The sequence below is a fragment of the Aeromonas sp. S15(2024) genome, from assembly GCF_041402265.1.
In the GTDB taxonomy this organism is placed as follows: Bacteria; Pseudomonadota; Gammaproteobacteria; order Enterobacterales; family Aeromonadaceae; genus Aeromonas; species Aeromonas dhakensis.
The window spans coordinates 638,464-663,193 of sequence record NZ_JBGLQY010000002.1; the positions used below are offsets into that span (position 1 = coordinate 638,464).

A 24,730-nucleotide genomic window follows, 5' to 3' on the forward strand; every position below is an offset into this window, starting at 1 on the left:
GAACTCCCCAAGAGAACAGATATGTCTGCCTATTTCACTCTGCGCCAGCGGGCGATGACCCGCCGTTTCTGGGGCTATGCCCTCCCCTCCGTCATGGCCATGCTGGTATCCGGCGCCTACTACCTGGTCGATGGCATCTTCGTCGGCCACTACGTGGGGGCCGCCGGCCTCGCCGGTATCAACCTGGTCTACCCGGTCATCATGGTGCTGATCGGCCTTGCCGCCATGATCAGCATGGGGGCGGCCACCGCCATCTCCTTCCAGCAGGGCGCCAGGAACACCGGGCTGGCCCGCCAGGCGCTGGTCAATGCGCTCTGGCTGCTGGCGGGGCTGGGCACGGTGGCACCGCTGCTGCTGCACTACTGGCACATCGACATCCTGCTGGCACTGGGCATCGAGCAGGGCACCGACACCTGGCAACAGGCCAGCGACTACCTCTACTGGATCGGCGGCGGCACCCTGCTGCTGGCCTGCAACCTGGCGGTGCCCTATCTGCTGCGCAACGACGGCCGGCCGCGGCTCGCCATGCTGCTGGTCAGCGGCGGCGCCATCCTCAACATCATCCTCAACTACATCATGGTGGGCCGGCTGGGGCTGGGACTCATCGGTACGGCTCAGGCCACCCTCATCTCGGAAGGGGTGGTCAGCCTGCTGGGCCTGGGTTACTTCTTTACCCGTCACGCCAGATTGCGACTGGAATGGCGCCAGCTGCTGCCCAGCTTGCCGGCCATGCCAAACCTGCTGTTCACCGGTTTGCCGAGCCTCATCGCCCAGTTCAACCTTGGCCTGCTGCTGATGCTGCACAACAGCCAGCTGATGGTGCACGGCTCGGTCAAGGATCTGGCGGGCTTCACCGTGGCCGGCTACACCGAGGCGGTGTTCATCGTCATTCTGCAGGGGCTGGCTTTCGGCATCCAGCCGCTGGTCAGCCAGGCGGCCGGCGCCAAGCGCCATCGTGACCTCAAGTTCCTGATGGAGATGGGGCTCAAGATCACGCTCGTCTACGGTCTGGCGGTCTGGCTGCTGATCCAGCTGCTGCCGCGCCAGGTGGCCATGCTCTACACCGGCGATCAGGATGGCGAGCTGCTTGCGGCCGCCATCAGCAGCCTGACCCTCAATCTCGGCGCCATTCCGCTGGAGGGGATCATCATGTTCGGCATCGTGCTGCTGCAATCCATGGCGCGCACCCGTCAGGCGCTGTTCATCTCCATCGCCAAGACCCTGCTGCTGCTGCCGCTGATCTTCATGCTGCCGCTCTGGTGGGGCCGCGACGGCGTGCTGCTGGCCCAGCCCACCACTGTGCTGCTGCTGACCCTGCCACTGTGCTGGTTGCTGTGGCGCGAGTGGCACCAGCTCAAGCTGGCCTGCGCCCCGCACACCAGGCGCTCGCCCAAGGCGCTTGCCCGTCAGCAGGTCACGCTGGCACGGCGCGCGGGCTGATGCGCGGCTAACCCAGCCGGCTGGCGCAGGTGCGGATCTCGGGCTCGACCAGCGCCTGCTGGGCGGCCACCAGCTGCAGCTCGTAGGCGCCCGCCAGCCAGGTCTGGGCCAGCACCATGTCCACGCTGGCATTGGTGCGCTCGAACGCCGCCACCGGCGTAAAGCCCGCCAGCAGGTTGGCCAGCATGGTGGCACTCAGCAGATCCCCCACGCCGATGGGCTGACGTTGAAACTCATAGAGGGGGCGCGAGATATGAAACGCCCCCTCTTCGCACACCAGCAGCATCTCGAACCGGTCCAGGCTCAAGCCGGCGCGGCCCAGATGCTTGACCATCACCAGCTCGACACCCCCGTCACGCAGTTGCTGGCAGGCGGCCATCGCCTCGCTCAGGTTGTGGATCTCGCGGCCGGTCAGCTGCTCCAGCTCCAGCAGATTGGGGGCCAGCAGGTCGGCGCAGGCCAGCGCCCGGTTTTTCAGAAAATCGGCGACGCCGGGCGCGACGATGCACCCCTTGTCGGGATGCCCCATCACGGGGTCGCAAAAATAGCGGGCGGCCGGATTGAGCGCCTTGAGGTGAGCCACCGCCGCCAGTATCTCCTCCCCCTGCTCGGCCGAGCCGAGATAACCGCTCAGGATCGCATCGCACTGCCCCAGCACGCCGATGTCGGCCAGCCCCGCCATCAGCTGGCGGATATGGCCGTTTGGCATCACCATCCCCTGCCAGCCGGCGCTGTACTGGGTATGGTTGGAAAATTGCACCGTGTTGACGGGCCACACCTCCAGCCCCATGCGGCGCATGGGAAACACGGCTGCGCTGTTGCCGGCGCAACCGAACACCACGTGGGACTGGATGGAGAGAACTCGCTTCATGCTGACTCGCAAAAAAATGAATGAATCAAAATGGGAAAAACGGGCCTTGCGGCCCGTTGTTGTCACTGTGATTAACGCAGCACCTTGACGGTGTAGCTGCCATCGGCCTGACGATAGAGGCCGTGGATGTCGGTCTCGAAGCCCGGGTAGTGGGCGCCGATCTCGCACAGCATCTCGAGGAACTCGAGTACCGGCAGAGAATCCCTGGTCACCATCTCGCCCGGCAGAACCAACGGTACTCCCGGCGGGTAGGGCAGGATCATGTTGGCGCTAATGCGGTCCACCATGTCGCGCAGCGGCACTTCCACCACGTTGCCGGCCAGTTCCTGCTGCCAGGCGGCGTGCGGGGTCATCTTCATCTCCGGCAGCACGTCGAACGCCTTGAACATCAGCTCCGGCAGACGGTACTTGCTGGTCAGCTCGTGAATGCGCTGGGCCAGTTCCTGAATGCGCATCCCTTCGTAGAAGCTCGGGTCTTCACGATAGAGGCTCGGCAGAATGCTCTTGATGGTCAGGTTCAGGTCATAGCCGCGCTTGAACTCGGTCAGGGCACGCAGCAGCTGCATCGCCTTGGACTGATCGATACCGATGGAGAAGAGGAACAGCAGGTTGTAGGGGCCGGTCTTCTCCACCACGATGCCGCGCTCGTCCAGGAACTTGGAGACCAGGGACGCCGGGAGACCGCGCTCCAGCAGCTGGCCATCACGGCCCATGCCCGGGGTCAGCAGGGTCACCTTGATGGGATCCAGGTACATGTGGTCGTCGTCAATGTCCTTGAAGCCGTGCCAGTCATCCTTCGGATCCAGCTTCCAGCACTCGACGGTGTCGATGTCGTCCGGCTGCCATACGTCGAAGAACCAGCCTTCGCTCTGCTCACGCAGGCGTTTGATCTCTTTGCGGAAGGAGATGGCGCGATCGATGGAGTCCTTGATCAGCCGCTTGCCGGTGTTGCCCCGCATCATGGCGGCGGAGATCTCGGTGGAGGCCACGATGCTGTACTGCGGCGAAGTGGAGGTGTGCATCATGAAGGCTTCGTTGAAGGTCTCTTCCTCCACGTCACCCTTGATGTGGATCATCGACGCCTGGGAGAAGGCCGCCAGCAGCTTGTGGGTGGACTGGGTTTCGTAGAACACCTTGCCCGGCATGGCTTCGCCGCTCATGCCGCACTTGCCTTCGTAGATCGGGCTGAAGTTGGTGTAGGGCACCCAGGCACTGTCGAAGTGGATGTAGGGGGTGTCCAGCGCCTCCTTGATGAAGCCGGTGTTGTAGAGCAGGCCGTCATAGGTGGAGTTGGTGATCACAGCGTAGCGCGGCGCCTGGGCACCTGGGGTGGCGGCCACCTTGGCGGCGATGGTGTCGCGGCTGAATTCGCTCTGCGGGATGCCACCCAGAATGCCGTAGGCGTTGCGGGTCGGACGGAAGTAGAGCGGGGTCACGTCGTTCATCATCATCAGGTGAGTGAGCGACTTGTGGCAGTTGCGATCCACCAGCACGGTGCTGCCAGCCGGCGCCGAGTACATGCCGACAATCTTGTTGGCGGTGGAGGTGCCGTTGGTGACGATGTAGGAGCGATCGGCGTTGAAGGTGCGGGCGATATACTCCTCGGCTTCCTTGTGCGGACCTGAGTGGTCCAGCAGGGAGCCCAGCTCCGGCATGGAGATGGAGACGTCGGCCTTGAAGGCGTTCGGGCCGTAGAAGTCATAGAAGATGCTGCCGGCCGGGCTCATCTGGAAGGCGGTACCGCCCATGTGACCCGGGGTACAGAAGGTATACTTGCCCTCTTCCACGTACTTGAACAGCGCCTTGGTGAACGGCGGCAGGATGGCGTCCTGATACTCCTGGGTGGCCTGACCCATCTTGAGGGCGATGTCGTCAGCCATGCCGAGACGGTACTCGAAGAAGTGCACGTTCAGACGCAGGTCAGTCAGGTGAATGTCCAGGGTGGACTGGTCGTTGGCGAAGGCGAAGATCGGCAGCTTCTCGTTGCGATCGTGGATCTCCTTGCACAGACCCAGGGAGTATTTGTCCCAGTCAAAGATGGCGCCGCAGACGCGGGGGTTCTTCTCGATGAGTTTCAGCAAGTCGGCCACATCGACCGGATAGACGACCTCGAAACCCTTGCGCTCGAGGGAGGCTTGCAGCTGGCGAATGGGTTCTTCTTTGAAGAAAACGCCGAGGTGGTTGAGGATGGCAATGATGTTCATCTTGATGCTCCACACGTAAGAGGGCGCTCTCCATCAGGGATGGTGAGTGAAGAGCGCTCGGAAGATAAAAGGGGAAATCAGTTGCTGGGCTGTTCGCTCAGCAGGGCATCGTGCTGACGCAGGCCCAGTTTTTTGGCGTAGAACATCAGGATGATGAGCGACACCACGAAGGTTGCTGTGAGGTTGGAACCCTTGGCCCCCATCAGGGCAATCAGGCAGAAGACGCAGGCCACACCGGAGAAGATCATGGCGCCGATGCTGCGGGAGGTCATGCCCTCGAAGCGAATGAGGTTAATGCTGGAGTAGAAGTAGGGCAGCATGGTCAGCAGCACCGCATCTGTGGTCAGCACGTTGAAGAGATCAGCCGCGTGGGCGGACTGGGAGGTGAAGGCGGTCAGGCCGATCATCAGCGCAGTCATCTTGAGGGAGCCCAGGATCAGACCCTTCTTGGCCACGCCGTTCTTGTCCACTTCGCCGTAGATTTTCGGGAAGTTGCCGTCGTGGGCGGCGCGCTTGCCCGCCTCGCCCACCAGCATCATCCAGGAGCCCAGCGAGGTGAAGCAGGCCAGGGCGGTAAAGGCGGAGACGAACGGCGCGGACCAGTTGCCGAAGATGACGGAGGAGGCCATGGCAAACGGGGCGCCGGAGGCCGCCACTTCACCGGCCGGGAACATGCCGCTGATCACCTGGGTGGAGAGGATGTAGATGACCCCCGCGATACCGGTGCCCAGCATGGTAGCGAGCGGTACGGTGCGCTTGGGATTCTTCACCATGCCGGAGGAGACGGCAGCAGACTCCACCCCCACGAAGGACCAGAGGCAGATGAGCACGGCGCTGATGACCGCATGCAGGTCGCTGCCGCTGGTGGTGTTCCAGTTCTGGCTGTAGACGGCGGCATCAAAATGGCCCCAACCCACCAGGGCGGTGCCCACCACCGGCAGCAGGATCAGCACCAGACCCAGGGTACAGAGCCGGCTCACCCAGCTGCCGCCAAGCAGGTTGACCAGGGTGAAGATCCAGACGGCGGCGATGGTGGCAGCGGCGGCCGGGATCGGGCTGTTGAGGATCGGGAAGAAGACGGAGAGGTAGGAGACGCCGGTGATGGCGATGGCCAGGTTGCCGATCCAGTTGGCGTGGTAGTAGAGCACACCAGTCTGGAAGCCGAACACCGGAGAGATCTCGCCGGCGTAGGCGATGGGGCCGCCCTCCTGCGGGTTCTTGGTGGCGAGGCGGGCGAACACGAAGGCCAGCCCCATGGCGCCGACCAGGCAGATGGCCCAGCTGAACACAGAAATGGAACCTATGGTGGCCAGGGCCGAGGGCAGCAGCGCGATACCGCTCCCCATCATGTTGCCGGCCACTACACCTGTACAGGCGACAAGGCCGATCTTCTTGCTCGTATCTAGGGACATAAAATCTCCGGGTCGATATTAAGGCATCAAACACACGCTTGGCGGAGCCTTCCGCCAATCAATGGCCACAGACTAGGCCTCTGCGCCCCGGAAAACATAAAGTCCCGCTAAGGGATAAAAACATGAGCAAACTTTTTCAGCCCGCCCGTCAAAGCCGATAAAAACACAGTTAAAACAGCAGGTTGACTGAAGGAACCGCAGGCATCTTGATAAAACCTTGATATTCGTTTTCCCCCTTGATGAGAGCACTCGGTGCCACCCGAACCACCTTGATTTTTTTCTGATGACCCGCTGCGGTGCAGCTGGGCCGATAACCCCCTCTCCCCCGCACGATATACGGCCGAGCGCCCCCCCTTTTTCCCTCACCGCCCTTCATTGCACCGCTCGCTTTGCACGACCTAGGCCCCCCTGGCCGGCATAACAGCCCCCACACACCAAACGGGCGCAGTGATGACTCGGTACGATATCGACTAAGGCGGCCAGGTCGCCGGGGCGACGGTCACGGCTGTCGGCATCGACAGGCTGCAGCTGCAAATGGCGGTCGGGGCTTGACCAGCAGAGGGATGGCGCAGCCACAGGCCTGCCATGGCCAGTCGTTGTTGCGAGTCAGGGATAGGGATAGGGATAGGGATAGGGATAGGGATAGGGATAGGGATAGGGATAGGGATAGAAGAGCAAGCCCGAGTGCCTATGGCAAGGCAAGAAACACACAGGCCGCCCGTGGGCGGCCTGCGATCGGCGGGGCAGAGCGCGGCCGGCGCCGCTCAGAACAGCTTGACCTTGCTCTGGCCCAGGGCGTTGAACAGCGCCGGGGTGAGGGTTTCCATGTTGCTGTAGAAGCCGAGCTGCTGGCAGAGCAGGTAGGTCTGCTCGGTCGCCTCCATCAGAAAGGCCTGGCTGTAGGCATCCCCCGCCGCTTCCGGGTGGCCATCCAGCTCCGCCAGCTTGCCGCGCAATATGTGATAGAGCACAGAGCGGCCCCGGCTGCCGGCCTCACCCAGCAGACGGTTGGCCTCCTGCTGCTGGCCGCCCAGAATGGCCTGCAGGGTCAGCGCCTCCCACACCCGGGCCGGCTGCACGGGCTGGCTCTGAACCACCCGGGCCAGGTGAGCACCAATCTGCTGCAACCGGTCGCTCTGGGGGGTGCCCGTCAGGGTTGCCAGCGCCTCCCCGGCCAGATAGCGCTCCGCCAGCAGCAGCGGCTGATCCGGCTGGCTGGTCAGCGACTTGTCGAGCAGCTCGACGCCTCGCTTGAGGGCCACCGGATCCTGGCTGTTGATGTAGTAGTGCGCCTCCATCATGGCCATCAATGCGCCGTCATCGGTGGGCCAGCCCATGCCAGGCTGCGCATCCGGCTGATTGAGGGCGCTCAGCAGATCCCGGCTGCTCGCCTGCAGCACCCCGTGCACGTTGTGGCGGCTGAGCTGGTACTGGTGGCTGAACAGCACCCGGTTGGTGTTGATGTTGCGGTACTCCAGATCGAGATAGGTGCCCCCCGGCTGGCGGGAGACCCGCACGCTCAGCTCCTTGCCGGGCAGGATGCCCCCCATCAGGGTGTTAGCGCCGTACTGCACCCGCAGCGGCGTGGCGGCAGCCACCTCCCCCATCAGGGCGCGGGTGATGCCGTCGGCGAGGCGCACGTTCTCGTTGCTGCCATCCATGCCGGAGTGAAAGCGAAACACCAGCAGCTCGGGATCCAGCATGGAGTGCACCTGGGGACTGGTGTGCTGATAGCTGAGCAGGCTGACCAGGGCGACCAGGATCGCCACCACGAAGATATCGAACCCCACCAGCTTCCAGCGACTGCCCCCCTCTCTGGCATGGGTGGTGACGGCGCGGGTCAACGGGCCGGCCGGGAAGGGGGTGACGTTGCCCTGCACCTCCTCTTCATCGAGGTCTGGCATCGCGAGCGGCGGCCGGGGGGCATTGACGCTCTCCTGCTCGCCTGCCATCACCACCGAGACCACCTGCTGCGGCCGCACCGGCGCCACCAGCTTGTAGCCGCGCTTGGGCACGGTGACTATGTAGTCGGCGGCGTCGTTGCGGCCATCCTTGAGGATCTTGCGCAGCTCGAAAATGGATTGGGTGACCACCTGATCGGTCACCTCTGCACCGTCCCAGACCTCGTTGATCAGGCAGTCGCGCCCGAACACTGTGCCGGCGTTGCTCGCCAGGAAGCGCAACAGATTGACCAGCCGGGGCTCGAGGTAGACCTCGCGGTCAGGGCGACAGAGCATGTTGTCGTCGACGCTCAGGGTCCAGTCGTGGATCTCAAAAACCGATTCGCTCATGATTCACTCGCTGCAGATGGAGACGATGCAAGATGAGAGTGACGTAACACCGGGCGGCTGAACGGGCAGCAGGGCGCAGCAAAAGGCAGTGCCGCCGGCGGGGTGAACATTCCTGTGAGTCAGGCCGGGCTGGCCTGTTTACGTCCGCAGAGCGTCCTTGCGGGCATGCCGATCGGGTCGATCGGAAAGGGTCACTTTAAGCAAAACGGGAGTGGGATCCCACTTTTTTTGGCCACAAATCGCCGCTGAATTGATCCAACAAGGGGGTTTTGGCAAACATCGTGCCAACAGGTATCCATATGGACAGGATTTTTCCCTGCCGACAGGGCCCCTGCCGCCGTAAAAAAAGAAGGCCCCCGCAGTGCGAGGGCCTTTCGTCATCCATTTGTTCCCGACCGGGCTCAGCAGTAGCCGTAGCCCAGCAGACGCTGGTAGCGCTGCTCCAGCAGCTGCTCGTTGTCGAGGGGACGCAGGGCGTTGAGATCCTGCTGGATGCGGTCTTTCAGGTGCTTGGCCATCTTCTCCACATTGCGGTGGGCGCCGCCGAGCGGCTCCTCGACGATGTTGTCGATGAGCTTGAGCTCTTTCAGACGCTGGGCAGTGATGCCCATGGCATCGGCAGCCACCGGCGCCTTGTCGGCGCTCTTCCACAGGATGGAAGCGCACCCTTCCGGCGAGATGACGGAGTAGGTGGAGTACTGCAGCATGTTGACGCGATCGCCGACACCGATGGCCAGGGCGCCGCCCGAGCCGCCTTCACCGATCACGGTGCAGACCACCGGCACGGTCAGACCGGCCATCACTTTCAGGTTGCGGGCAATCGCTTCGGACTGGCCACGCTCCTCGGCACCGACACCCGGGTAGGCGCCCGGGGTGTCGATGAAGGTGATGATCGGCATCTTGAAGCGCTCGGCCATCTCCATCAGGCGCAGGGCCTTGCGGTACCCTTCCGGGCGCGGCATGCCGAAGTTGCGCTTGATCTTCTCCTTGGTCTCGCGGCCCTTCTGGTGGCCGATGACCATCACAGGCTCGCCGTCCAGACGGGCGATGCCACCGACGATGGCCTTGTCATCGGCATAGGCACGATCGCCGGCCAGCTCGTCGAAATCGGTGAAGATGTGCTCGATGTAGTCGAGGGTATAGGGGCGCTGTGGATGACGCGCCATCTGGGACACCTGCCAGGCGCCCAGATCGCCGAAGATCTTCTTGGTCAGCTCTTCGTTTTTCTTCTCCAGCCGACGAATATCTTCGCTCAGATCCACGGCACTGTTGTGCTCGCTCACATGGCGCAGTTCATCGATCTGTGCCTGCAACTCGGCGATCGGCTGTTCAAAATCCAGAAAAAGACTCATAGGGACTATAGATCCTCTAATCAAAAACCAATTCAACCCGCTCTCGTCCCAGCAGGACGCGCAAGTCATCTATCAGTTGATCGGTGGGCGTCACCCGCCACTCGGTGCCGAGCGTCAATCGCACCCGGGAGCCGGGGCGACGATAGTTTACCTGAACCGGACAGACTCCGGCACGGGCGGGCTCCAAAATCTCGCACAAACGCGGGAAAAAGCGATCATCGATTCGCTGTTCATCGAGAGAGATGCGGATTGCCCTGGCAAAACGCTCTCTCGCATCGTTGATATCCAGTAATTCACGGGCCGACATTTTAAGGCCACCGGAGAAGTCATCAAAGCTGACCTGTCCAGAAACCACCAAAATACGGTCTTTTTGCATCAACTCTTCATATTTTTCCAGCGCTTCACTGAACAGGGTCACATCCAGGCGACCGGAACGGTCGTCCAGGGTGAAGATCCCCATCTTGTTGCCGCGCTTGGTCACCATGCTGCGCGCCGCGATCACCAGCCCCGCTGCCGTGGTCACGGTATCGCGGGAGGTGGGATGCAGATCGCACAGGCGACCCGAGGTGTAACGACGTAATTCGCCGCTGTACTGGTTGATGGGGTGACCGGTGAGGTAGAGCCCGAGGGTTTCGCGCTCCCCTTCCAGCCACACCTTGTCGGGCCAGTGCGGCACGTTGGCGAACGCCTTCTTGACGTCGTCTATCTCTTCGGTAAGCACGCCGAACATGTCGACCTGCCCCACCGCCTGGGCCTTGGCGTGCTGCTCGGCGGCGCGCATCGCCTCCTCCAGGGTCGCCATCAGGGCGGCGCGGTGAGGGCCGAGCCGGTCCATGGCGCCGGAAAGGATAAGCTTCTCCATCACCCGCTTGTTGAGCTTCTTGATGTCGACCCGGTTGCAGAAGTCGAACAGGTCGCGGAACGAGCCATCCCGATCCCGTGCTTCCAGGATCGCATCGATGGGACCTTCCCCCACCCCCTTCACCGCGCCGATGCCGTAGACGATGTGGCCGTCCTCGTTGACGCTGAAGCGGTAGCGGCCGGTGTTGACGTCCGGCGGGATCACCGTCAGCCCCATCCGCTGACACTCGTCCACCAGGGTCACTATCTTGTCAGTGTTGTCCATGTCGGCGGTCATGACCGCCGCCATGAACTCGGCCGGGAAGTGGGTCTTGAGCCAGAGGGTCTGGTAGGAGACCAGCGCATAGGCGGCGGAGTGCGATTTGTTGAAGCCGTATCCCGCGAACTTCTCCACCAGGTCGAAGATCTTCATCGCCAGCTCGCCGTCGACGCCGTTCTTGATGGCGCCTTCTTCAAAACCGGCCCGCTGCTTGGCCATCTCCTCGGGTTTTTTCTTGCCCATGGCCCGGCGCAGCATATCTGCGCCCCCCAGGGTGTACCCGGCCAGCGTCTGGGCAATCTGCATCACCTGCTCCTGATAGAGGATGATGCCGTAGGTGGGTTCGAGGATGGGTTGCAGACTCTCGTGCTGCCACTTCTCGTCCGGATAGGAGATGGCTTCATTGCCGTGTTTGCGGTCGATGAAGTTGTCCACCATGCCCGACTGGAGCGGGCCCGGCCGGAACAGGGCCACCAGAGCGATCATGTCTTCGAAACAGTCCGGCTGCAGCCGCTTGATGAGATCCTTCATGCCGCGGGATTCGAGCTGGAATACCGCGGTGGTCTCGTAGCGCTGCAGCAGGTCGAACGAGCGCTTGTCGTCGATGGGGATGGCGGCGATGTCGACCGGCGGCTTGCCCTCTTTGGCAAGGCGCGGGTTTATCATGCCGAGGGCCCAGTCGATGATGGTGAGCGTGCGCAGCCCCAGGAAGTCGAACTTCACCAGGCCGGCGTATTCCACGTCGTTCTTGTCGAACTGGGTGACCGGGTGATGGCCCTCGTCATCGCAGTAGAGCGGTGCAAAGTCGGTGATCTTGGTGGGCGCGATCACCACGCCACCGGCGTGTTTGCCGGCGTTGCGCACCACCCCTTCCAGGCGGCGCGCCATGTCGATGAGATCCTTGACCTCCTCGTCCTGCTCGTAGAGCTCGGGCAGCTTGGGCTCGGCCTCGAACGCCTTGGCCAGGGTCATGCCGGGATCCGGCGGAATGAGTTTCGAGATGCGATCGACGAAGCCGTAGGCGTGGCCCAGCACCCGGCCCACGTCCCGTACCACCGCCTTGGCCGCCATGCTGCCGAAGGTGATGATCTGGGACACAGCATCCCGGCCGTACATCTCGGAGACGTGCTCGATCACCTCGTCCCGTCGATCCATGCAGAAGTCGACGTCGAAGTCGGGCATGGAGACCCGCTCGGGGTTCAGGAAACGTTCGAACAGCAGGTCAAATTCGAGCGGGTCGAGGTCGGTGATCTTGAGGGCGTAGGCCACCAACGAACCCGCACCCGAGCCCCGGCCCGGGCCGACCGGGATGCCGTTGTCCTTGGACCACTGGATAAACTCCATCACGATGAGGAAGTAACCCGGGAAGCCCATCTGGTTGATCACCTTCAGCTCGATGTCGAGGCGCTCGTCATACTCGGGGCGACGCTCAGCCCGCACCGCCGGATCCGGGAACAGGAACTCGAGTCGCTCCTCCAGCCCCTCTTTCGACTTGGCCACCAGGAAGTCTTCGGTGGTCATGTCGCCGGTGGGGAAGTTGGGCAGGAAGTATTCACCCAGACGCACCGTCACGTTGCAGCGCTTGGCGATCTCCACCGTGTTCTCCAGCGCCTCCGGGATGTCGGCGAACAGTTCGCACATCTCGTCCTGACTGCGCAGGTACTGCTGCGGGCTGTAGCGGCGCGGCCGGCGCTTGTCCATCAGGGTGTAGCCGTCGTGGATGGCGACCCGGATCTCATGGGCGTCGAAGTCATCGGCGGTGAGGAACACCACCTCGTTGGTGGCCACCACCGGCAGCGCGAACTCGCTCGCGAGGTTCACCGCCATGTGCAGGTAGACCTCCTCGTCGGAGCGACCGGTACGCAGCAGCTCCAGGTAGTAGGCGTCGGGGAAGTGGGTCTGATAGAAGGCGACGCACTGCTCGGTCATCTGGCGGTTGCCCTTGAGCAGGAACTTGCCCACGTCCCCCTCGCGACCGCCGGAGAGCACGATCACCCCCTTGGCGTGCTCGACCAGCCACTCCTTGTCGATGACCGGCCGCCCCTGCACATGACCGCGCTGATAGCCGCGGGAGATGAGCAGGGTGATGTTCTGGTAGCCGTCGTTGTCCATGGCGAGCAGGGTGAGGCGAAACTGCTCGTCGCCGAGTTCACTGCTCTGCACCCAGAAGTCGGCACCGACCAGGGGTTTGATCCCCTTGCCGTGGGCGGCGCCATAGAAGCGCACCAGGCCACACATGTTCATCTGGTCGGTCAGGGCCAACGCCGGCATGTTGTCGGCCGCCGCGGCCCCGACGATGGGGTTGATCTTCTGCAGACCATCCACCATGGAGAAGTCGGTATGCACCCGCAGGTGAATGAAACGGGGGTCAGCCATCGTCATGCCCTCTCATTACGCAAGCAGTCATCGCTTAGACAAATCAGCATGGGTTATTCCACTCCCAGTGCGCGGCGCACCGGTTTGAAACTTTGACGATATTCCGGCAACGGGCCGCGCTCGGCCAGGATGGCGAGGTGCTCCGCGGTCGGATAGCCCTTGTGGCGGGCAAAGCCGTACTCGGGATGGCGACTGTCCAGCTCGGTCATCTCCGCATCGCGAGTCACCTTGGCGAGGATCGAGGCGGCGCTGATGGCGGCCACCAGGCTGTCGCCCTTGACCACTGCGCGGGCTTCCATCGGCAGAGCCGGGCAGCGGTTGCCATCGATGAAGACCAGCTCGGGCGTGACCTTGAGCCCCGCCACGGCGCGCTGCATCGCCAGCATGGTGGCGTGCAGGATGTTGAGCTCGTCGATCTCCGCCGGGCTGGCGCGACCGATGGCGAAGGCCAGCGCCTTCTCTTTGATCTCGTCAAACAGGGCGAGCCGCTTCTTTTCGGAGAGCTTCTTGGAGTCGTTGAGCCCCTCGATCGGGTTGGCCGGGTCGAGGATGACGGCGGCGGTCACCACGTCTCCCACCAGGGGGCCGCGGCCCACCTCGTCCACACCGGCAACCAGCTTGTCGTCAGGAATATCGATCATCATCTTGTAGCCTTGAATCAAAACAGGCCCCGCAGGGCCTGGCGTCGCGTTGGCGCAGCCAAACTGGCCGCCCGCTCTCTACCGGCCCAGCAGCTCGGCCACCGCCTCGGCGGCCTGGTGGTCGGCATTGCAGCGAATGAGCTGATGGAGCTCGGTGAAGGTGTTCACCAGCGCGCTATTGTCGTGCTCGAAATACTTGCTCACCTCGACCACCAGGTTCTCCGGGGTGCACTCGTGCTGGATGAGTTCGGGCACCAGCATGCGGCCGGCCAACAGGTTGGGCAGGGAGACAAATTCGGTCTTCACCAGCCGCTGGGCCAGCCAGTAGCTGAAGGGCTTGAGCTTGTAGCCCACCACCATGGGTTTTTTCACCAGCATGGCTTCAAGCGCCGCGGTGCCAGAGGCCAGCATCACCACGTCGGCGGCGATCATCGCCTCGCGGCCCTGCCCTTCCAGCAGCACCATGTCGAGATCCGGCGCCACGTCGGCCTTGATGGCCATGAACTGCTCGCGCCGCTTCTGGTTGACCAGCGGCACGATGAAGCCGAGATCCGGGTAGCGCACCGTCAGGTGCTTGCACGCCTCGAGAAACAGCGGCGACATGAAGCCCACTTCCGCCGTGCGGCTGCCCGGCAGCACCGCCAGCCAGCGGCGATTGGCGTCGATGCCGAGGGTTCTGCGCACCGCGGCCTGATCCGGCACCAGCGGAATGTCGTCCGCCATGGTGTGGCCGACGAAACGGCAAGGGGCGTCAAAGCGGTCGTAGAAGGCTTTCTCGAACGGCAGGAAGGCGAGCACCATGTCGGTGGCGGCCTTGATCTTGTGAATGCGGTTCTGGCGCCAGGCCCACACCGAGGGGCTGACGTAGTGAACCGTCTTGATACCGGCGCGGCGCAGTTTCAGCTCCACCCCGATATTGAAATCCGGTGCATCCACCCCGATGAAGATATCGGGTGGATTGGCGATGAAGTGGCGCAGCAGTTCGCGGCGGACCTTGAGGATGCGCGGCAGACGGCCCAGCACCTCGGTGATCCCCATGACGGAGAGCTCTTCCATCTCGAACAGGGCCTTCACGCCGAGGGCCTGCATGCGCGGCCCGGCGATCCCTTCGAACTGCGCGTCCGGGTAGCGGGCCTGCAGCTCGCGTACCAGACCGGCAGCCAGAATGTCGCCGGAGACCTCTCCGGCGACGATACCGATGCGAACCGGATCAGGCACGGATGATCCCGCGCTCGTTGTCTTTGAGGAAGTCCACATAGAGCTGGACGGCCGGCTCGGCTTGCGCCATCTCGATCAGCACAGGCAGCACCTCTTCGACGGTCTTGCCGGAACGGAAGATCTCCTTGTAGGCGCGCTTGACGGCGGAGATGGCCTCAGGCGTGTAACCGCGGCGACGCAGCCCTTCGGAGTTGACCCCGAACGGTTTGGCGTAGTTGCCGGCGGCCATCACGTAGGGCGGCACGTCCTTGTTCAGGGCGGCGCAGCCACCGACGAAGGCGTGGGAGCCGACGCGGCCGAACTGGTGGATCGCGGAGAGACCGCCGAAGATCACGAAATCGCCGATCACCACGTGGCCCGCCAAGGTCGCGTTGTTGGCGAAGATGCAGTTGTCACCGATGATGCAGTCGTGGGCAACGTGAACGTTGACCATGAACAGGTTGCCGCTGCCGATCCGGGTCAGGGACTGATCCTGGATGGTGCCACGGTGCACGGTACAGTTCTCGCGAAAGACGTTGTTGTCGCCGATCTCGAGGAAGGTGCGCTCGCCGGCGTACTTCTTGTCCTGGCAATCCTCACCGATGGAGGTGTGCTGGAAGATCTTGTTGCCACGACCAATCCTGGTCGGGCCCTTGATCACCACATGGGAGCTGACCCAGGTGTTGTCGCCGATTTCCACCTCGGCACCGATGACAGAAAAGGGGCCGATTTCAACCCCTTTACCGATGACGGCAGACTCATGGACGACGGCAGTATCGTGAATGATGGCAGTCTGGTCGATCACGTGTGTTAAACCTCGCGTTTGGCGCACATCAGCTCGGCGGTACAGACCACTTCACCGTTGACCGTGGCCACACCGGTGAACTTGGCGATACCGCGACGCTCTTTCAGGAACTCCACGTCGAGCACCAGCTGATCGCCGGGGCCCACCGGACGCTTGAAACGAGCGTTGTCGATTGAGGCAAAGTAATAGAGTTCGTTGGGGGACGGCTTGCCCACCATGGTAAACGCCAGGATACCGGTGGCCTGTGCCATGGCTTCCAGGATCAGCACACCGGGGAACACCGGCTTGGCCGGGAAGTGCCCCTGAAAGATCGGCTCGTTGAAGGAGACGTTCTTGATGGCGCGCAGGGTCTTGCGCTCATCGCTGATCTCGTAGTTTTCCACCTTGTCCACCATCAGGAACGGATAACGGTGGGGCAGCAGATCCATTATTTCCTGGATACCCAGGCTCTTCTTTTCAGTAGTCAAAACAGTACCCTATACCAATCGTGATTATTCTTGGTCCAGCTTCTTCTCAAGCTTGCTCAACCGCTTGTGCATCTCTTCGATACGCATCACCCGGGCGGCGGTCTTGCGCCACTCTTTATTGGTTTGCAGGGGGATGCCGGAAGAGTAGACACCGGGCTCGGTAATGGGTCGCATCACCATAGCCATGCCGGTAACGGTGGCCTGGTCGCAGATCTCCATATGCCCGTTAAAGACGGAGGCGCCGCCAATGATACAGTATTTGCCGACCTTGAGACTACCTGCCATCACGGTGGAGCCCGCCACGGCGGTGCCGTAGCCAATCTCGACGTTGTGGGCGATCTGGCACTGGTTGTCGATGATGACGTTGTCAGCGATGCGGGTATCTTCCAGCGCGCCGCGGTCGATGGTGGTGCAGGCACCGATCTCGACCCGGTTGCCGATGGTCACGCCGCCGAGCTGGGGGATCTTGATCCACTCGCCGCGCTCGTTGGCATAACCGAAACCATCGGCGCCGATCACTGTGCCGGATTGAACCAGACAGTCGGTGCCCATGGTGACATCGTGATAGAGGGTGACGTTGGCCCACAACCGGGAGCGGGCTCCCAGTCGGGTATTCTTGCCAACGAAACAGCCCGGACCGATGCGCACATCATCCCCCAGCACCACGCCGGATTCGATCACCGCATTGGCCCCGATGGCCACTCTCTCGCCCAGTTGCACGTCCGCCGCGATCACCGCACTCGGATGGATATCCGTGGCCGGCTGCGGCGTGGTGTCCAGCAGTTGGGCAACCCTTGCAAAGCCCACGTAGGGGTCTTTGAGCACCAGGGCATTGGTGGGACAAAATGGCAGATCCGCTTCTGTGATGAGCACGGCGGTCGCCTTGCTCTGCTCCAGATAATGCCGGTACTTTTTATTGGACAGGAAGGTGATGTCCCCCTCCCCGGCCTTTTCCAGTGTCGCTACCTTGCGGATTTCCAGGGTTCCGTCGCCATGGACCTGGGCCCCCAGTTGCTGGGCCAGCTGTGCGAGAGTGAATGCCATCAATTAGTTGCTCTTGCTTACCTGAGAAATAACCTGGGCAGAGATGTCCAGCTTGCTGGCGGCGTACGGGGCGGCATTGCGCTCCAGCACCAGATCGTAACCATTGCTCTTGGCGATGGAGTCGATGGCAGCCTGCACCTTGGTCAGGATCTTGTTGCGCTCTTCGGACTGACGGCGACCGTTGTCCTGTTCAAACGCCTGACGCTTCTGGTTGAACTCCATCTGCAGCTTGGCCAGCTTCTCCTGGCTTTGTTTTTTCTGGTCGGCGCTCATGAAGGCTTCGTCCTTCTTGAACTTCTCGACCAGTTTCTGACCATCGGCTTCCAGCTTCTGCAGCTCGCGCATGCGCGGCTCGAATTCGCCTTTCAGCTTCTTGGAAACGGCTTCACGCTGGGGCAGCTTCTGGAAGACTTCGCCCATGTCGACCACGGCGATCTTGGTCTCGGCCAAGGCGGAGCCCATGCCGGCAGCCATCAGTGCAAAACTCAAACCAGCTACTTTCAACGCTTTATTCACACTTACTCCTTGTTCCCTCATGTGAGGGCTACCTGATTTACCTGATTATGCAAGTGGTACCCGGACCGACTTGTTACCTGGTGAGGCACGCAGGCTGCGCGTCCCATCATTGAATACCCCCACCATTGGGTGGGGGCAAGGTCCGTCCTTAGAAGGTACGGCCGATGTTGAATGAGAAGAACTCGGTCCGGTCGCCCTCGTACTGCTTGAGCGGACGGGCAATCGCGAACACCAGCGGGCCCATCGGGGAGAGCCACTGCAGCGACAGACCGGCCGAGGCGCGGTAGTTGGTCGGATCCGAATAGTCGGCCAGATAGTTGCAGCCGCTGAAGCAACGGTTGCGGTACTGGTCATAGTCGAAGGTGGTATCCCACACCGAGCCGGCATCGATGAAGAAGCTGGTCCGCAGTTGCGGCTGATAGGTCTCGGACGCAAACGGCGTCGGCACTATCATCTCGAGGGAGGCGACCGCCAGGGCGTTGCCGCCAACCGAGCTGTCGGTACCCTGGATGACGTCGTTGCCGCTCAGGTTGTAGTAGTAGAGCGCCTTCGGACCGACCGTGTTGCTCTTGAAGCCGCGCAGGGTGTCGAAACCACCGGCGAAGTAGTTCTCGAAGAACGGCAGTACATGATCATAGTTGCCGTTGCTGCCGTAGCCGTTGCCGTAGGAGGCACGCGCCTTGGCCATCAGCACCCACTTGTGATCCGCATCGAACGGGAAGTAGTGCGCGTCTTCGGCGTTGAGCTTGAAGTACTGCAGATCCATGCCCGGCACTGTGACCTTGGCGTTGACCCGCTGACGATCACCGGCGGTCGGGAACTGGCCCTTGTTGAGGGTGGAACGGGTCCAGCCAGCGGTGACGTCGACGGTGTTGAACACCATGCGGTTGTCGCCATCCTTGTTCTTGCTGTACACCTTCCAGAACTCATCCACCTGCAGATAGGGGTTGGGTTGGGACAGTTTGTTGTTTTCGACCCCGAGGCTGAAGTCGAGACGGTTGTTCTCGTTGACCGGGAAACCACTGGAGAGGCGGAAGCCGATGGTGGTGTTCTCGTAGTCCACGATGTTGGCGTCGGCCGCACTGAACTGGTTGTAGTAGAGACGACCGCCCAGGCTGACCCCGTCCACGGTGAAGTAGGGATCGTTGTAGCTGAGATCGACGCTCTTGGAGTACTTGTTGGTACTGGCTGAGATGCCGATCTTCTTGCCGGTCCCCATGAAGTTGTCCTGCTGCAGGCCCGCCTGCAGGCTCAGGCCCGACTCGGTACCGTAGCCGACACCGGCGTTGATGGAGCCGGCCGGCTGCTCCTTGACCTTGAAGTCCAGATCGACCTGGTCATCGCTACCCGGCACCCGCTTGGTGTCCACTTCGGCGCTCTCGAAGAAGCCGAGGCGGTTGAGACGGGTCTTGGACTGCTCGACGCTGTCGGAGGAGAGCCAGGTGCCCTCCATCTGACGCATCTCGCGGCGCAGCACTTCGTCCTTGGTGGTGACGTTGCCGCTGAAGTTGATGTTGCGCACGTAGACGCGCGGGCCCGGCTCGATGTTGACGATGAGCTCCACTTCCTTGGTCTGGTCGTTGACCTGCGGGAAGGTGACCACTTTCGGGTAGGCGTAGCCGTAGCGACCGAGGAACTTGGAGAGCACCTCTTCGGTATGGGTCACCTGGCTGGCGGAGTAGATGCTGCCGGTCTCGATGGGGATGAGCCCCTTCATCTCGCCGCCGCGGTCGATCAGATCGCCCTTGAGCTGGATGCCGGAAACCTTGTACTGATCCCCTTCCTTGACGTTGAGGGTGACGTAAACCCCCTTCTTGTCCGGGGTCATGGAGACCTGGGTGGACTCCTGCTGGAAGCGGATGTAGCCGCGGTCCATGTAGTAGGAGCGCAGGGTTTCGATGTCGCCGGCCAGTTTCTGCTTCTGGTAGCGCTGGTCGCCGGTGAAGTTCCACCAGGGCACGTCATCCTTGAGGGAGAGCTGGGCCAGCAGCTTCTCTTCCGGGAAGACGTTGTTGCCGACGATGTTGATCTGCTGGATCTTGGCCGCTTCCCCTTCCACGAAGGTGAACTTGAGGTCGACCCGGTTGCGCGGCAGCGGGGTGACGATGGCCTTGACCTTGGCGGAGTACTTGCCCACGCCGTAGTAGAAATCTTCCAGCCCCTTCTCGAGGGAGCTCAGCACAGTGCGATCGAGGGGATCACCCACCCGGATGCCGGAGGACTCCAGGCTCTGGGTAAGTTGCTCCTCCTTGATGTCCTTGTTGCCGGAGAATTCGATGCTGGAGATGGTCGGCCGCTCCTTGACCATCACCTGCAGTACCTGGCCGTCGCGGTAGACCTTGACGTCCTCGAAGTTGCCGGAGGCATAGAGCTTCTTGATGGCGTTGGCCAGCGCGACGGAGTCGACGGAATCGCCAACCCGGATCGGCAGGTTCAACAGGGCGGCACCCAGGGTCACCCGCTGCAGACCTTCAACCTGAATATCTTGCACCACAAAAGAGGCAGGGGCCGCCTGGGCCAGGAAACTGGCACCCAGCAGGCAACTCAACACCAATGCTTTTTTAACAGCCATTTTGTTCTTATGTGTCCTTGTTGATGCTCTGGCCTCAGAGGCGAGCGAAATCATTAAACAGCGCAATACCCATCAGTAACATCAGAATGGCGGCGCCAATCCGGAAACCCACTTCCTGAATTTTTTCCGATACCGGCTTGCCGGTGACCGCCTCGATGAGGAAGTAGACCAGATGGCCACCATCCAGCACCGGCAGTGGGAACAGGTTGATGATCCCCAGGTTGACGCTGATCAGCGCCAGAAAGCCGAGGAAATAGACCAGTCCATAGTCGGCACTGCTGCCCGCCCCCTTGGCAATGGAGATGGGGCCGCTCAGGTTGTCCAGCGAAACGATGCCACCGATCAGCTTGCCGATCATGTCGAAGGTCAGGGTGGTCAGGCTCCAGGTCTTCTGGGCGCCCTGCCACAGGGCTTGCAAAGGCCCATACTGTAACAGAATCCGATACTCATCCGGTAATGGAACCAGTTGCGGCGACAGGCCGACGAAACCGACCAGCTGGCCCCGCACCTTCTTGGCATCCGGGGTCAGAGTCAGGGTCAGCTCGCTGCCCGCCCGCTCGACGGTCACCTCAAGCGGCTGCCTGGGCGACTGCTGCACCTGGTGGACAAACTGGGCCCACTCGGTGATCGCCTCATCCCCTACCCGCTTGATGCGATCGCCAGCCTGGAGGCCGGCCTTCTCGCTGGCGCTCGCGGCCACCACCGCATCGACCACCGGCAGCACCTTGCCGCCCAGCGGCACTATCCCGAGGCTCCCGATGGGGGACTCCTTGTCGGGATCAAACTTCCAGCCGGCCAGCTGCAGGGTTTTGTCCACCGCATAGCTGGTGTTGGCCGCCTTGAGCTTGAGCTGGACCGAGTCATCGCCAAGGTGGCTGATGAGGGCATAGGTCACGCTCTCCCAGTCACCTGTCTCCTCGCCGCCGACGCCGACGATCTCCATGCCGGGCTCCACCCCGGCCGCCGCCACGATGGAGGCGGGACGCACCTCGCCCACCACGGGTTTGACGGCGGGGACGCCGATCATGAACATCAGCCAGAGGGCGAACAGGGCAAACACGAAGTTGGCCATGGGGCCGGCTGCGACGATGGCCATCCGCGCCCAGACGCTCTTGTGGTTGAAGGCGTACTGCTCGTCACCGGGCTTGAGTTCGTCGACCCGGCCATCCAGCATCTTGACGTAACCACCAAGGGGGATCAGGGCCAGCACGTACTCGGTGCCATCCTTGCCGAGCCGGCGCCAGATGGCCTTGCCAAAACCGATGGAGAAGCGCTCGACCTTGACGCCGCAGCGGCGGGCCACCCAGAAGTGGCCGAATTCATGCACCGCAACCAGCAGCCCGAGGGCGACGATAAAGGCACCTATGTTCCACAACACACCGCCCATCAGCCCATCACCTCGCATTCATGCATGGTCCTGTCTCCGACATTCAGGGTGAAGGCAGCACAATGCCACGAAATACTTCTCATCAGCTAAGCTCCTCAATCAAATTGTGAGCACGGGCACGGGCCGCCCCATCCAGCGCAATCAAATCATCCAGCGAGCCGACATCCGTGCCGCCCAGGGCGAGCATGGTGGCCTCATTGACTCTGGCAATATCCATAAAACCGATCCGCTCTGCAAGGAAAGCCGCTACGGCCTCCTCGTTGGCGGCATTGAGGGCCGTGGTCGCGGCCTGACCCTGCTGACAGGCATGCATGGCAAGCTGCAGACAGGGATAGCGCTCATAGTCGGGACGGATAAAGCTGAACTCTCCGACACTGAAGAAGTCCAAAGGTTCCACACCGGACTCGACCCGAGCCGGATAGGCCAGGGCGTGGGCGATGGGGGTGCACATGTCCGGGTTGCCGAGCTGAGCCAGCACGGAGCCGTCCTTGTACTGCACCATGGAGTGGATGACCGACTGGGGATGGATCACCACCTGGATCTGCTCGGGCGCCGCGTTGAACAGCCAGCGCGCCTCGATATACTCCAGCCCCTTGTTGATCATGGTGGCGGAGTCAACCGAGATCTTGGCTCCCATGGACCAGTTGGGATGGGCGATGGCCTGGGCCGGGGTGACATGGGCCAGCTCGCCGATGTCGGTGTAGCGGAACGGGCCGCCGGAGCCGGTCAGCAGGATCTTGCTGATCCCCGCCCCCGCCAGGTCGCAAAAGCCCGGCTGGCGCTGGATGGCCTCGGGCAGGCACTGGAAAATGGCGTTGTGTTCGCTGTCGATGGGCAGCAGCTCGGCGCCGTGCTCGCGTACCGCCTCCATGAAGAAGGCTCCGGACATCACCAGCGCCTCCTTGTTGGCCAGCAGGATGCGCTTGCCGGCCCGCACGGCGGCCATGGTGGGCGCGAGGCCGGCGGCACCGACGATGGCCGCCATCACACTGTGGGCATCGGGGTGAGCGGCCACGTCACACAGGGCGGCCGGACCGGACAGCACCCGGGTGGCGCTGCCGTGGGTCTTGAGTTGACCTGCCAGCTCGGCGGCAGCCGCCTCATCCACCATGACGGCGAAACGGGGGGAAAACTCGAGGCAGTCGCGCAGCATGGCATCCACGCTGCGGGCCGCCGTCAGCGCCAGCACCTGCCAGCGCCCAGGATTGTGCCGCAGTACCTTGAGCGTACTCTGACCAATGGAGCCGGAAGCTCCCAGAATCACCAGGTTATGCATCAAAACTCCCGCTGTATGACGAATGGATGGCACCTGCGGCCTGCCGGATCATCGGGCAGTCCATCAGAACTCCTGGCTGAGCAACAGGTAGCTGAGCAGGAATACCGGCAGGGCGGCGGTCAGGCTGTCGATACGGTCGAGAATGCCGCCGTGACCGGGCAGCAGGGTCCCTGAATCCTTGATGCCGGCCTCGCGCTTGAACATGCTCTCGGTCAGGTCACCGAGCACAGAGGCGAGCACCGCCAGCAGGGAGCAGAACAGCACTATGGCCATCTTGGCGGGCACGAAGCCCATGAACCAGGTCACCCCCACCGCCAGCAGGCTGGCGGTAAACAGGCCGCCACACATGCCTTCGATGGTTTTACCCGGGCTCACGGCCGGCGCCAGCTTGTGTTTGCCGAACGCCTTGCCGAAAAAATACGCGCCAGAATCTGCCGCCCAGACCAGTCCCATCACGAACAGCAGGATCCAGGCTCCCATCATGGGGTCGTGATAGAAGTTGTAACCACGGATGGCCACCAGGGACCAGAAGAAGGGCACCAGGGTCACCAGACCGAACAGGGACTTGAGCCAGATGGACTCCTTCCACAGCTTGGCGCTCTGGGGGTAGCGCAGCACCAGCAGCAGCCCCAGCAGCCACCAGCTGACGGCGGTCCAGAGCACGCCCATCACCAGCGGATGCAGGTGGGGAGTCCACAACTGCTCCACCGGCAGCCAGAACAGGCTGGCACCGAGCAGCAGGCAATAGACCAGCGGCAGCCACTGTTGCGGTTTGGCGGAGACAAAGCCGCTCCACTCGCGGCTGGCCAACAGAAATACCAGGGATGCCAACAGGGCAAAGAATTTCAACGGCAGAAAAAAGAGGGCTCCCAACACCAGGGGAACCAGTAGCAATGCGGTAATAATTCGTTGTTTTAGCAAAAGAAGCCTCTCTCTTGGGAGGGGGGTTAGCCGGTCTGTTGCTCGGCGATCAATTCCCGGATCTGTTCACCGGTGCAGCCAAAACGGCGCTCACGGGAGACGAAGGAGGCCACGGCCTCGCTGAACTCGGCTTCGCCGAAGTCGGGCCACAGCACCGGGGTAAAATAGAGCTCGGCATAGGCGAGCTGCCACAGCACGAAGTTGCTGATGCGATGATCGCCACCGGTACGGATCAGCAGATCCACCGGCGGCAGGTCGGCCATGCACATCTCGCGACCAAGCAGGGTTTCATCAATCTGGTCGGCCGACAATTCACCTGCCGCCACAGCCGTGGCCAGCTTGCGGGCCGCCTGGGTGATGTCCCACTGGCCACCGTAATTGGCGGCGATGTTGAGGGTCAGCCCCCTGTTGTTGGCAGTCAGCGCCTCCGCCTTGGCGATTTTGGCCTGCAGCCGTTCGCTGAAGCGGGCGGTATCGCCGATCACCTTGAGCCGAATACCGTTGCTGTGCAGCTTCTGCACCTCGCGGCCCAGCACCGTCATGAACAGCTCCATCAGGGCACTGACCTCCCCTTCCGGACGGCGCCAGTTCTCGCTGGAAAACGCAAACAGGGTGAGCGCATCCAGCTTGGCACGCGCAGCAAAGGTCACCGCCTCGCGAACGGACTTCACGCCAGCCTTGTGGCCATAGACCCGCATCTTGCCACGGTTCTGGGCCCAGCGTCCGTTGCCATCCATGATGATGGCCACGTGACGAGGCAGGGACGAATTGGCACAATCACCTACGGCTGCCAAAAGCGACATTCATTTCTCCCACAAAGACAAAAGCGCCGTGCAGG

The 24,730-nt window shown here is 62.3% G+C and carries 18 protein-coding genes; 1 reads left to right on the top strand and 17 read right to left on the bottom strand.

The window, feature by feature from the left end:
- Positions 1-21 precede the first annotated feature (21 nt).
- Complete coding sequence (locus ACB033_RS06955; protein ID WP_005303418.1) at positions 22-1,440, top strand: MATE family efflux transporter; 1,419 nt, start codon at positions 22-24, stop codon at positions 1,438-1,440.
- A gap of 7 nt (positions 1,441-1,447) precedes the next feature.
- Here ACB033_RS06955 and pdxY read toward each other — a convergent pair whose 3' ends face one another.
- The 17 genes from pdxY to uppS form a co-directional block, all read right to left on the bottom strand.
- The gene (pdxY, locus tag ACB033_RS06960; RefSeq protein ID WP_139725380.1) at positions 1,448-2,311 is read right to left on the bottom strand and encodes a pyridoxal kinase PdxY; all 864 of its coding nucleotides are present in this window, start codon (positions 2,309-2,311) and stop codon (positions 1,448-1,450) included.
- Positions 2,312-2,382: 71 nt separating this feature from the next.
- A complete protein-coding gene (locus ACB033_RS06965) occupies positions 2,383-4,515 on the bottom strand; it encodes a lysine decarboxylase CadA (RefSeq protein ID WP_139725379.1) in 2,133 nt (710 codons plus the stop codon).
- A gap of 77 nt (positions 4,516-4,592) precedes the next feature.
- Positions 4,593-5,927 (bottom strand): cadaverine/lysine antiporter, encoded by a 1,335-nt coding sequence (gene cadB, locus ACB033_RS06970; protein WP_005303424.1) that lies wholly within the window; start codon positions 5,925-5,927, stop codon positions 4,593-4,595.
- 764 nt (positions 5,928-6,691) lie between these two features.
- Positions 6,692-8,218, bottom strand: coding sequence for a lysine decarboxylation/transport transcriptional activator CadC (cadC, locus tag ACB033_RS06975; protein WP_139725378.1), 1,527 nt, complete (start codon positions 8,216-8,218; stop codon positions 6,692-6,694).
- A gap of 401 nt (positions 8,219-8,619) precedes the next feature.
- The gene (accA, locus tag ACB033_RS06980; protein ID WP_005303428.1) at positions 8,620-9,570 is read right to left on the bottom strand and encodes an acetyl-CoA carboxylase carboxyl transferase subunit alpha; all 951 of its coding nucleotides are present in this window, start codon (positions 9,568-9,570) and stop codon (positions 8,620-8,622) included.
- A 16-nt stretch (positions 9,571-9,586) separates the two neighbouring features.
- Positions 9,587-13,066 (bottom strand): DNA polymerase III subunit alpha, encoded by a 3,480-nt coding sequence (dnaE, locus tag ACB033_RS06985; protein ID WP_371140426.1) that lies wholly within the window; start codon positions 13,064-13,066, stop codon positions 9,587-9,589.
- A 53-nt stretch (positions 13,067-13,119) separates the two neighbouring features.
- Complete coding sequence (gene rnhB, locus ACB033_RS06990; protein WP_019839053.1) at positions 13,120-13,710, bottom strand: ribonuclease HII; 591 nt, start codon at positions 13,708-13,710, stop codon at positions 13,120-13,122.
- A 75-nt stretch (positions 13,711-13,785) separates the two neighbouring features.
- Complete coding sequence (gene lpxB / locus ACB033_RS06995) at positions 13,786-14,925, bottom strand: lipid-A-disaccharide synthase (RefSeq protein ID WP_005303436.1); 1,140 nt, start codon at positions 14,923-14,925, stop codon at positions 13,786-13,788.
- Positions 14,918-15,709 carry an acyl-ACP--UDP-N-acetylglucosamine O-acyltransferase gene (lpxA, locus tag ACB033_RS07000; protein WP_017764123.1) on the bottom strand — a complete coding sequence of 264 codons (792 nt, stop codon included), beginning with the start codon at positions 15,707-15,709 and terminating at the stop codon, positions 14,918-14,920. The genes lpxB and lpxA overlap by 8 nt, the downstream gene beginning before the upstream one ends.
- A 5-nt stretch (positions 15,710-15,714) precedes the next feature.
- Entirely contained in the window at positions 15,715-16,176 is a 462-nt protein-coding gene (gene fabZ, locus ACB033_RS07005; RefSeq protein WP_010634777.1) for a 3-hydroxyacyl-ACP dehydratase FabZ, read from the bottom strand.
- Between the two features lie 24 nt (positions 16,177-16,200).
- Positions 16,201-17,220, bottom strand: a complete 1,020-nt coding sequence (lpxD, locus tag ACB033_RS07010) for a UDP-3-O-(3-hydroxymyristoyl)glucosamine N-acyltransferase (RefSeq protein WP_005303442.1) — start codon at positions 17,218-17,220, stop codon at positions 16,201-16,203.
- 3 nt (positions 17,221-17,223) lie between these two features.
- A complete protein-coding gene (locus tag ACB033_RS07015) occupies positions 17,224-17,736 on the bottom strand; it encodes an OmpH family outer membrane protein (RefSeq protein WP_017764121.1) in 513 nt (170 codons plus the stop codon).
- A gap of 148 nt (positions 17,737-17,884) precedes the next feature.
- The gene (gene bamA / locus ACB033_RS07020) at positions 17,885-20,308 is read right to left on the bottom strand and encodes an outer membrane protein assembly factor BamA (RefSeq protein ID WP_005303446.1); all 2,424 of its coding nucleotides are present in this window, start codon (positions 20,306-20,308) and stop codon (positions 17,885-17,887) included.
- Between the two features lie 34 nt (positions 20,309-20,342).
- Positions 20,343-21,695: a sigma E protease regulator RseP gene (rseP, locus tag ACB033_RS07025; protein WP_017764119.1), complete on the bottom strand. Its 1,353-nt coding sequence runs from the start codon at positions 21,693-21,695 to the stop codon at positions 20,343-20,345.
- A gap of 82 nt (positions 21,696-21,777) precedes the next feature.
- On the bottom strand, positions 21,778-22,971 hold the full coding sequence (gene ispC, locus ACB033_RS07030; protein ID WP_017779850.1) for a 1-deoxy-D-xylulose-5-phosphate reductoisomerase: 1,194 nt from the start codon (positions 22,969-22,971) through the stop codon (positions 21,778-21,780).
- A gap of 63 nt (positions 22,972-23,034) precedes the next feature.
- Positions 23,035-23,892 carry a phosphatidate cytidylyltransferase gene (locus ACB033_RS07035; RefSeq protein ID WP_005303453.1) on the bottom strand — a complete coding sequence of 286 codons (858 nt, stop codon included), beginning with the start codon at positions 23,890-23,892 and terminating at the stop codon, positions 23,035-23,037.
- Between the two features lie 26 nt (positions 23,893-23,918).
- Positions 23,919-24,695: a polyprenyl diphosphate synthase gene (gene uppS / locus ACB033_RS07040; protein ID WP_017779849.1), complete on the bottom strand. Its 777-nt coding sequence runs from the start codon at positions 24,693-24,695 to the stop codon at positions 23,919-23,921.
- Positions 24,696-24,730 lie beyond the last annotated feature (35 nt).

What these genes read in the sequence shown, in the direction of transcription:
- cadC (WP_139725378.1), bottom strand. Translation starts at nt 8,218, where the DNA reads ATGAGCGAATCGGTTTTTGAGATCCACGACTGGACCCTGAGCGTCGAC.
- ACB033_RS06965 (WP_139725379.1), bottom strand. Translation starts at nt 4,515, where the DNA reads ATGAACATCATTGCCATCCTCAACCACCTCGGCGTTTTCTTCAAAGAA.
- lpxD (WP_005303442.1), bottom strand. Translation starts at nt 17,220, where the DNA reads ATGGCATTCACTCTCGCACAGCTGGCCCAGCAACTGGGGGCCCAGGTC.
- ispC (WP_017779850.1), bottom strand. Translation starts at nt 22,971, where the DNA reads ATGCATAACCTGGTGATTCTGGGAGCTTCCGGCTCCATTGGTCAGAGT.
- rseP (WP_017764119.1), bottom strand. Translation starts at nt 21,695, where the DNA reads ATGGGCGGTGTGTTGTGGAACATAGGTGCCTTTATCGTCGCCCTCGGG.
- rnhB (WP_019839053.1), bottom strand. Translation starts at nt 13,710, where the DNA reads ATGATGATCGATATTCCTGACGACAAGCTGGTTGCCGGTGTGGACGAG.
- dnaE (WP_371140426.1), bottom strand. Translation starts at nt 13,066, where the DNA reads ATGGCTGACCCCCGTTTCATTCACCTGCGGGTGCATACCGACTTCTCC.
- cadB (WP_005303424.1), bottom strand. Translation starts at nt 5,927, where the DNA reads ATGTCCCTAGATACGAGCAAGAAGATCGGCCTTGTCGCCTGTACAGGT.
- pdxY (WP_139725380.1), bottom strand. Translation starts at nt 2,311, where the DNA reads ATGAAGCGAGTTCTCTCCATCCAGTCCCACGTGGTGTTCGGTTGCGCC.
- bamA (WP_005303446.1), bottom strand. Translation starts at nt 20,308, where the DNA reads ATGGCTGTTAAAAAAGCATTGGTGTTGAGTTGCCTGCTGGGTGCCAGT.
- ACB033_RS06955 (WP_005303418.1), top strand. Translation starts at nt 22, where the DNA reads ATGTCTGCCTATTTCACTCTGCGCCAGCGGGCGATGACCCGCCGTTTC.
- accA (WP_005303428.1), bottom strand. Translation starts at nt 9,570, where the DNA reads ATGAGTCTTTTTCTGGATTTTGAACAGCCGATCGCCGAGTTGCAGGCA.
- uppS (WP_017779849.1), bottom strand. Translation starts at nt 24,695, where the DNA reads ATGTCGCTTTTGGCAGCCGTAGGTGATTGTGCCAATTCGTCCCTGCCT.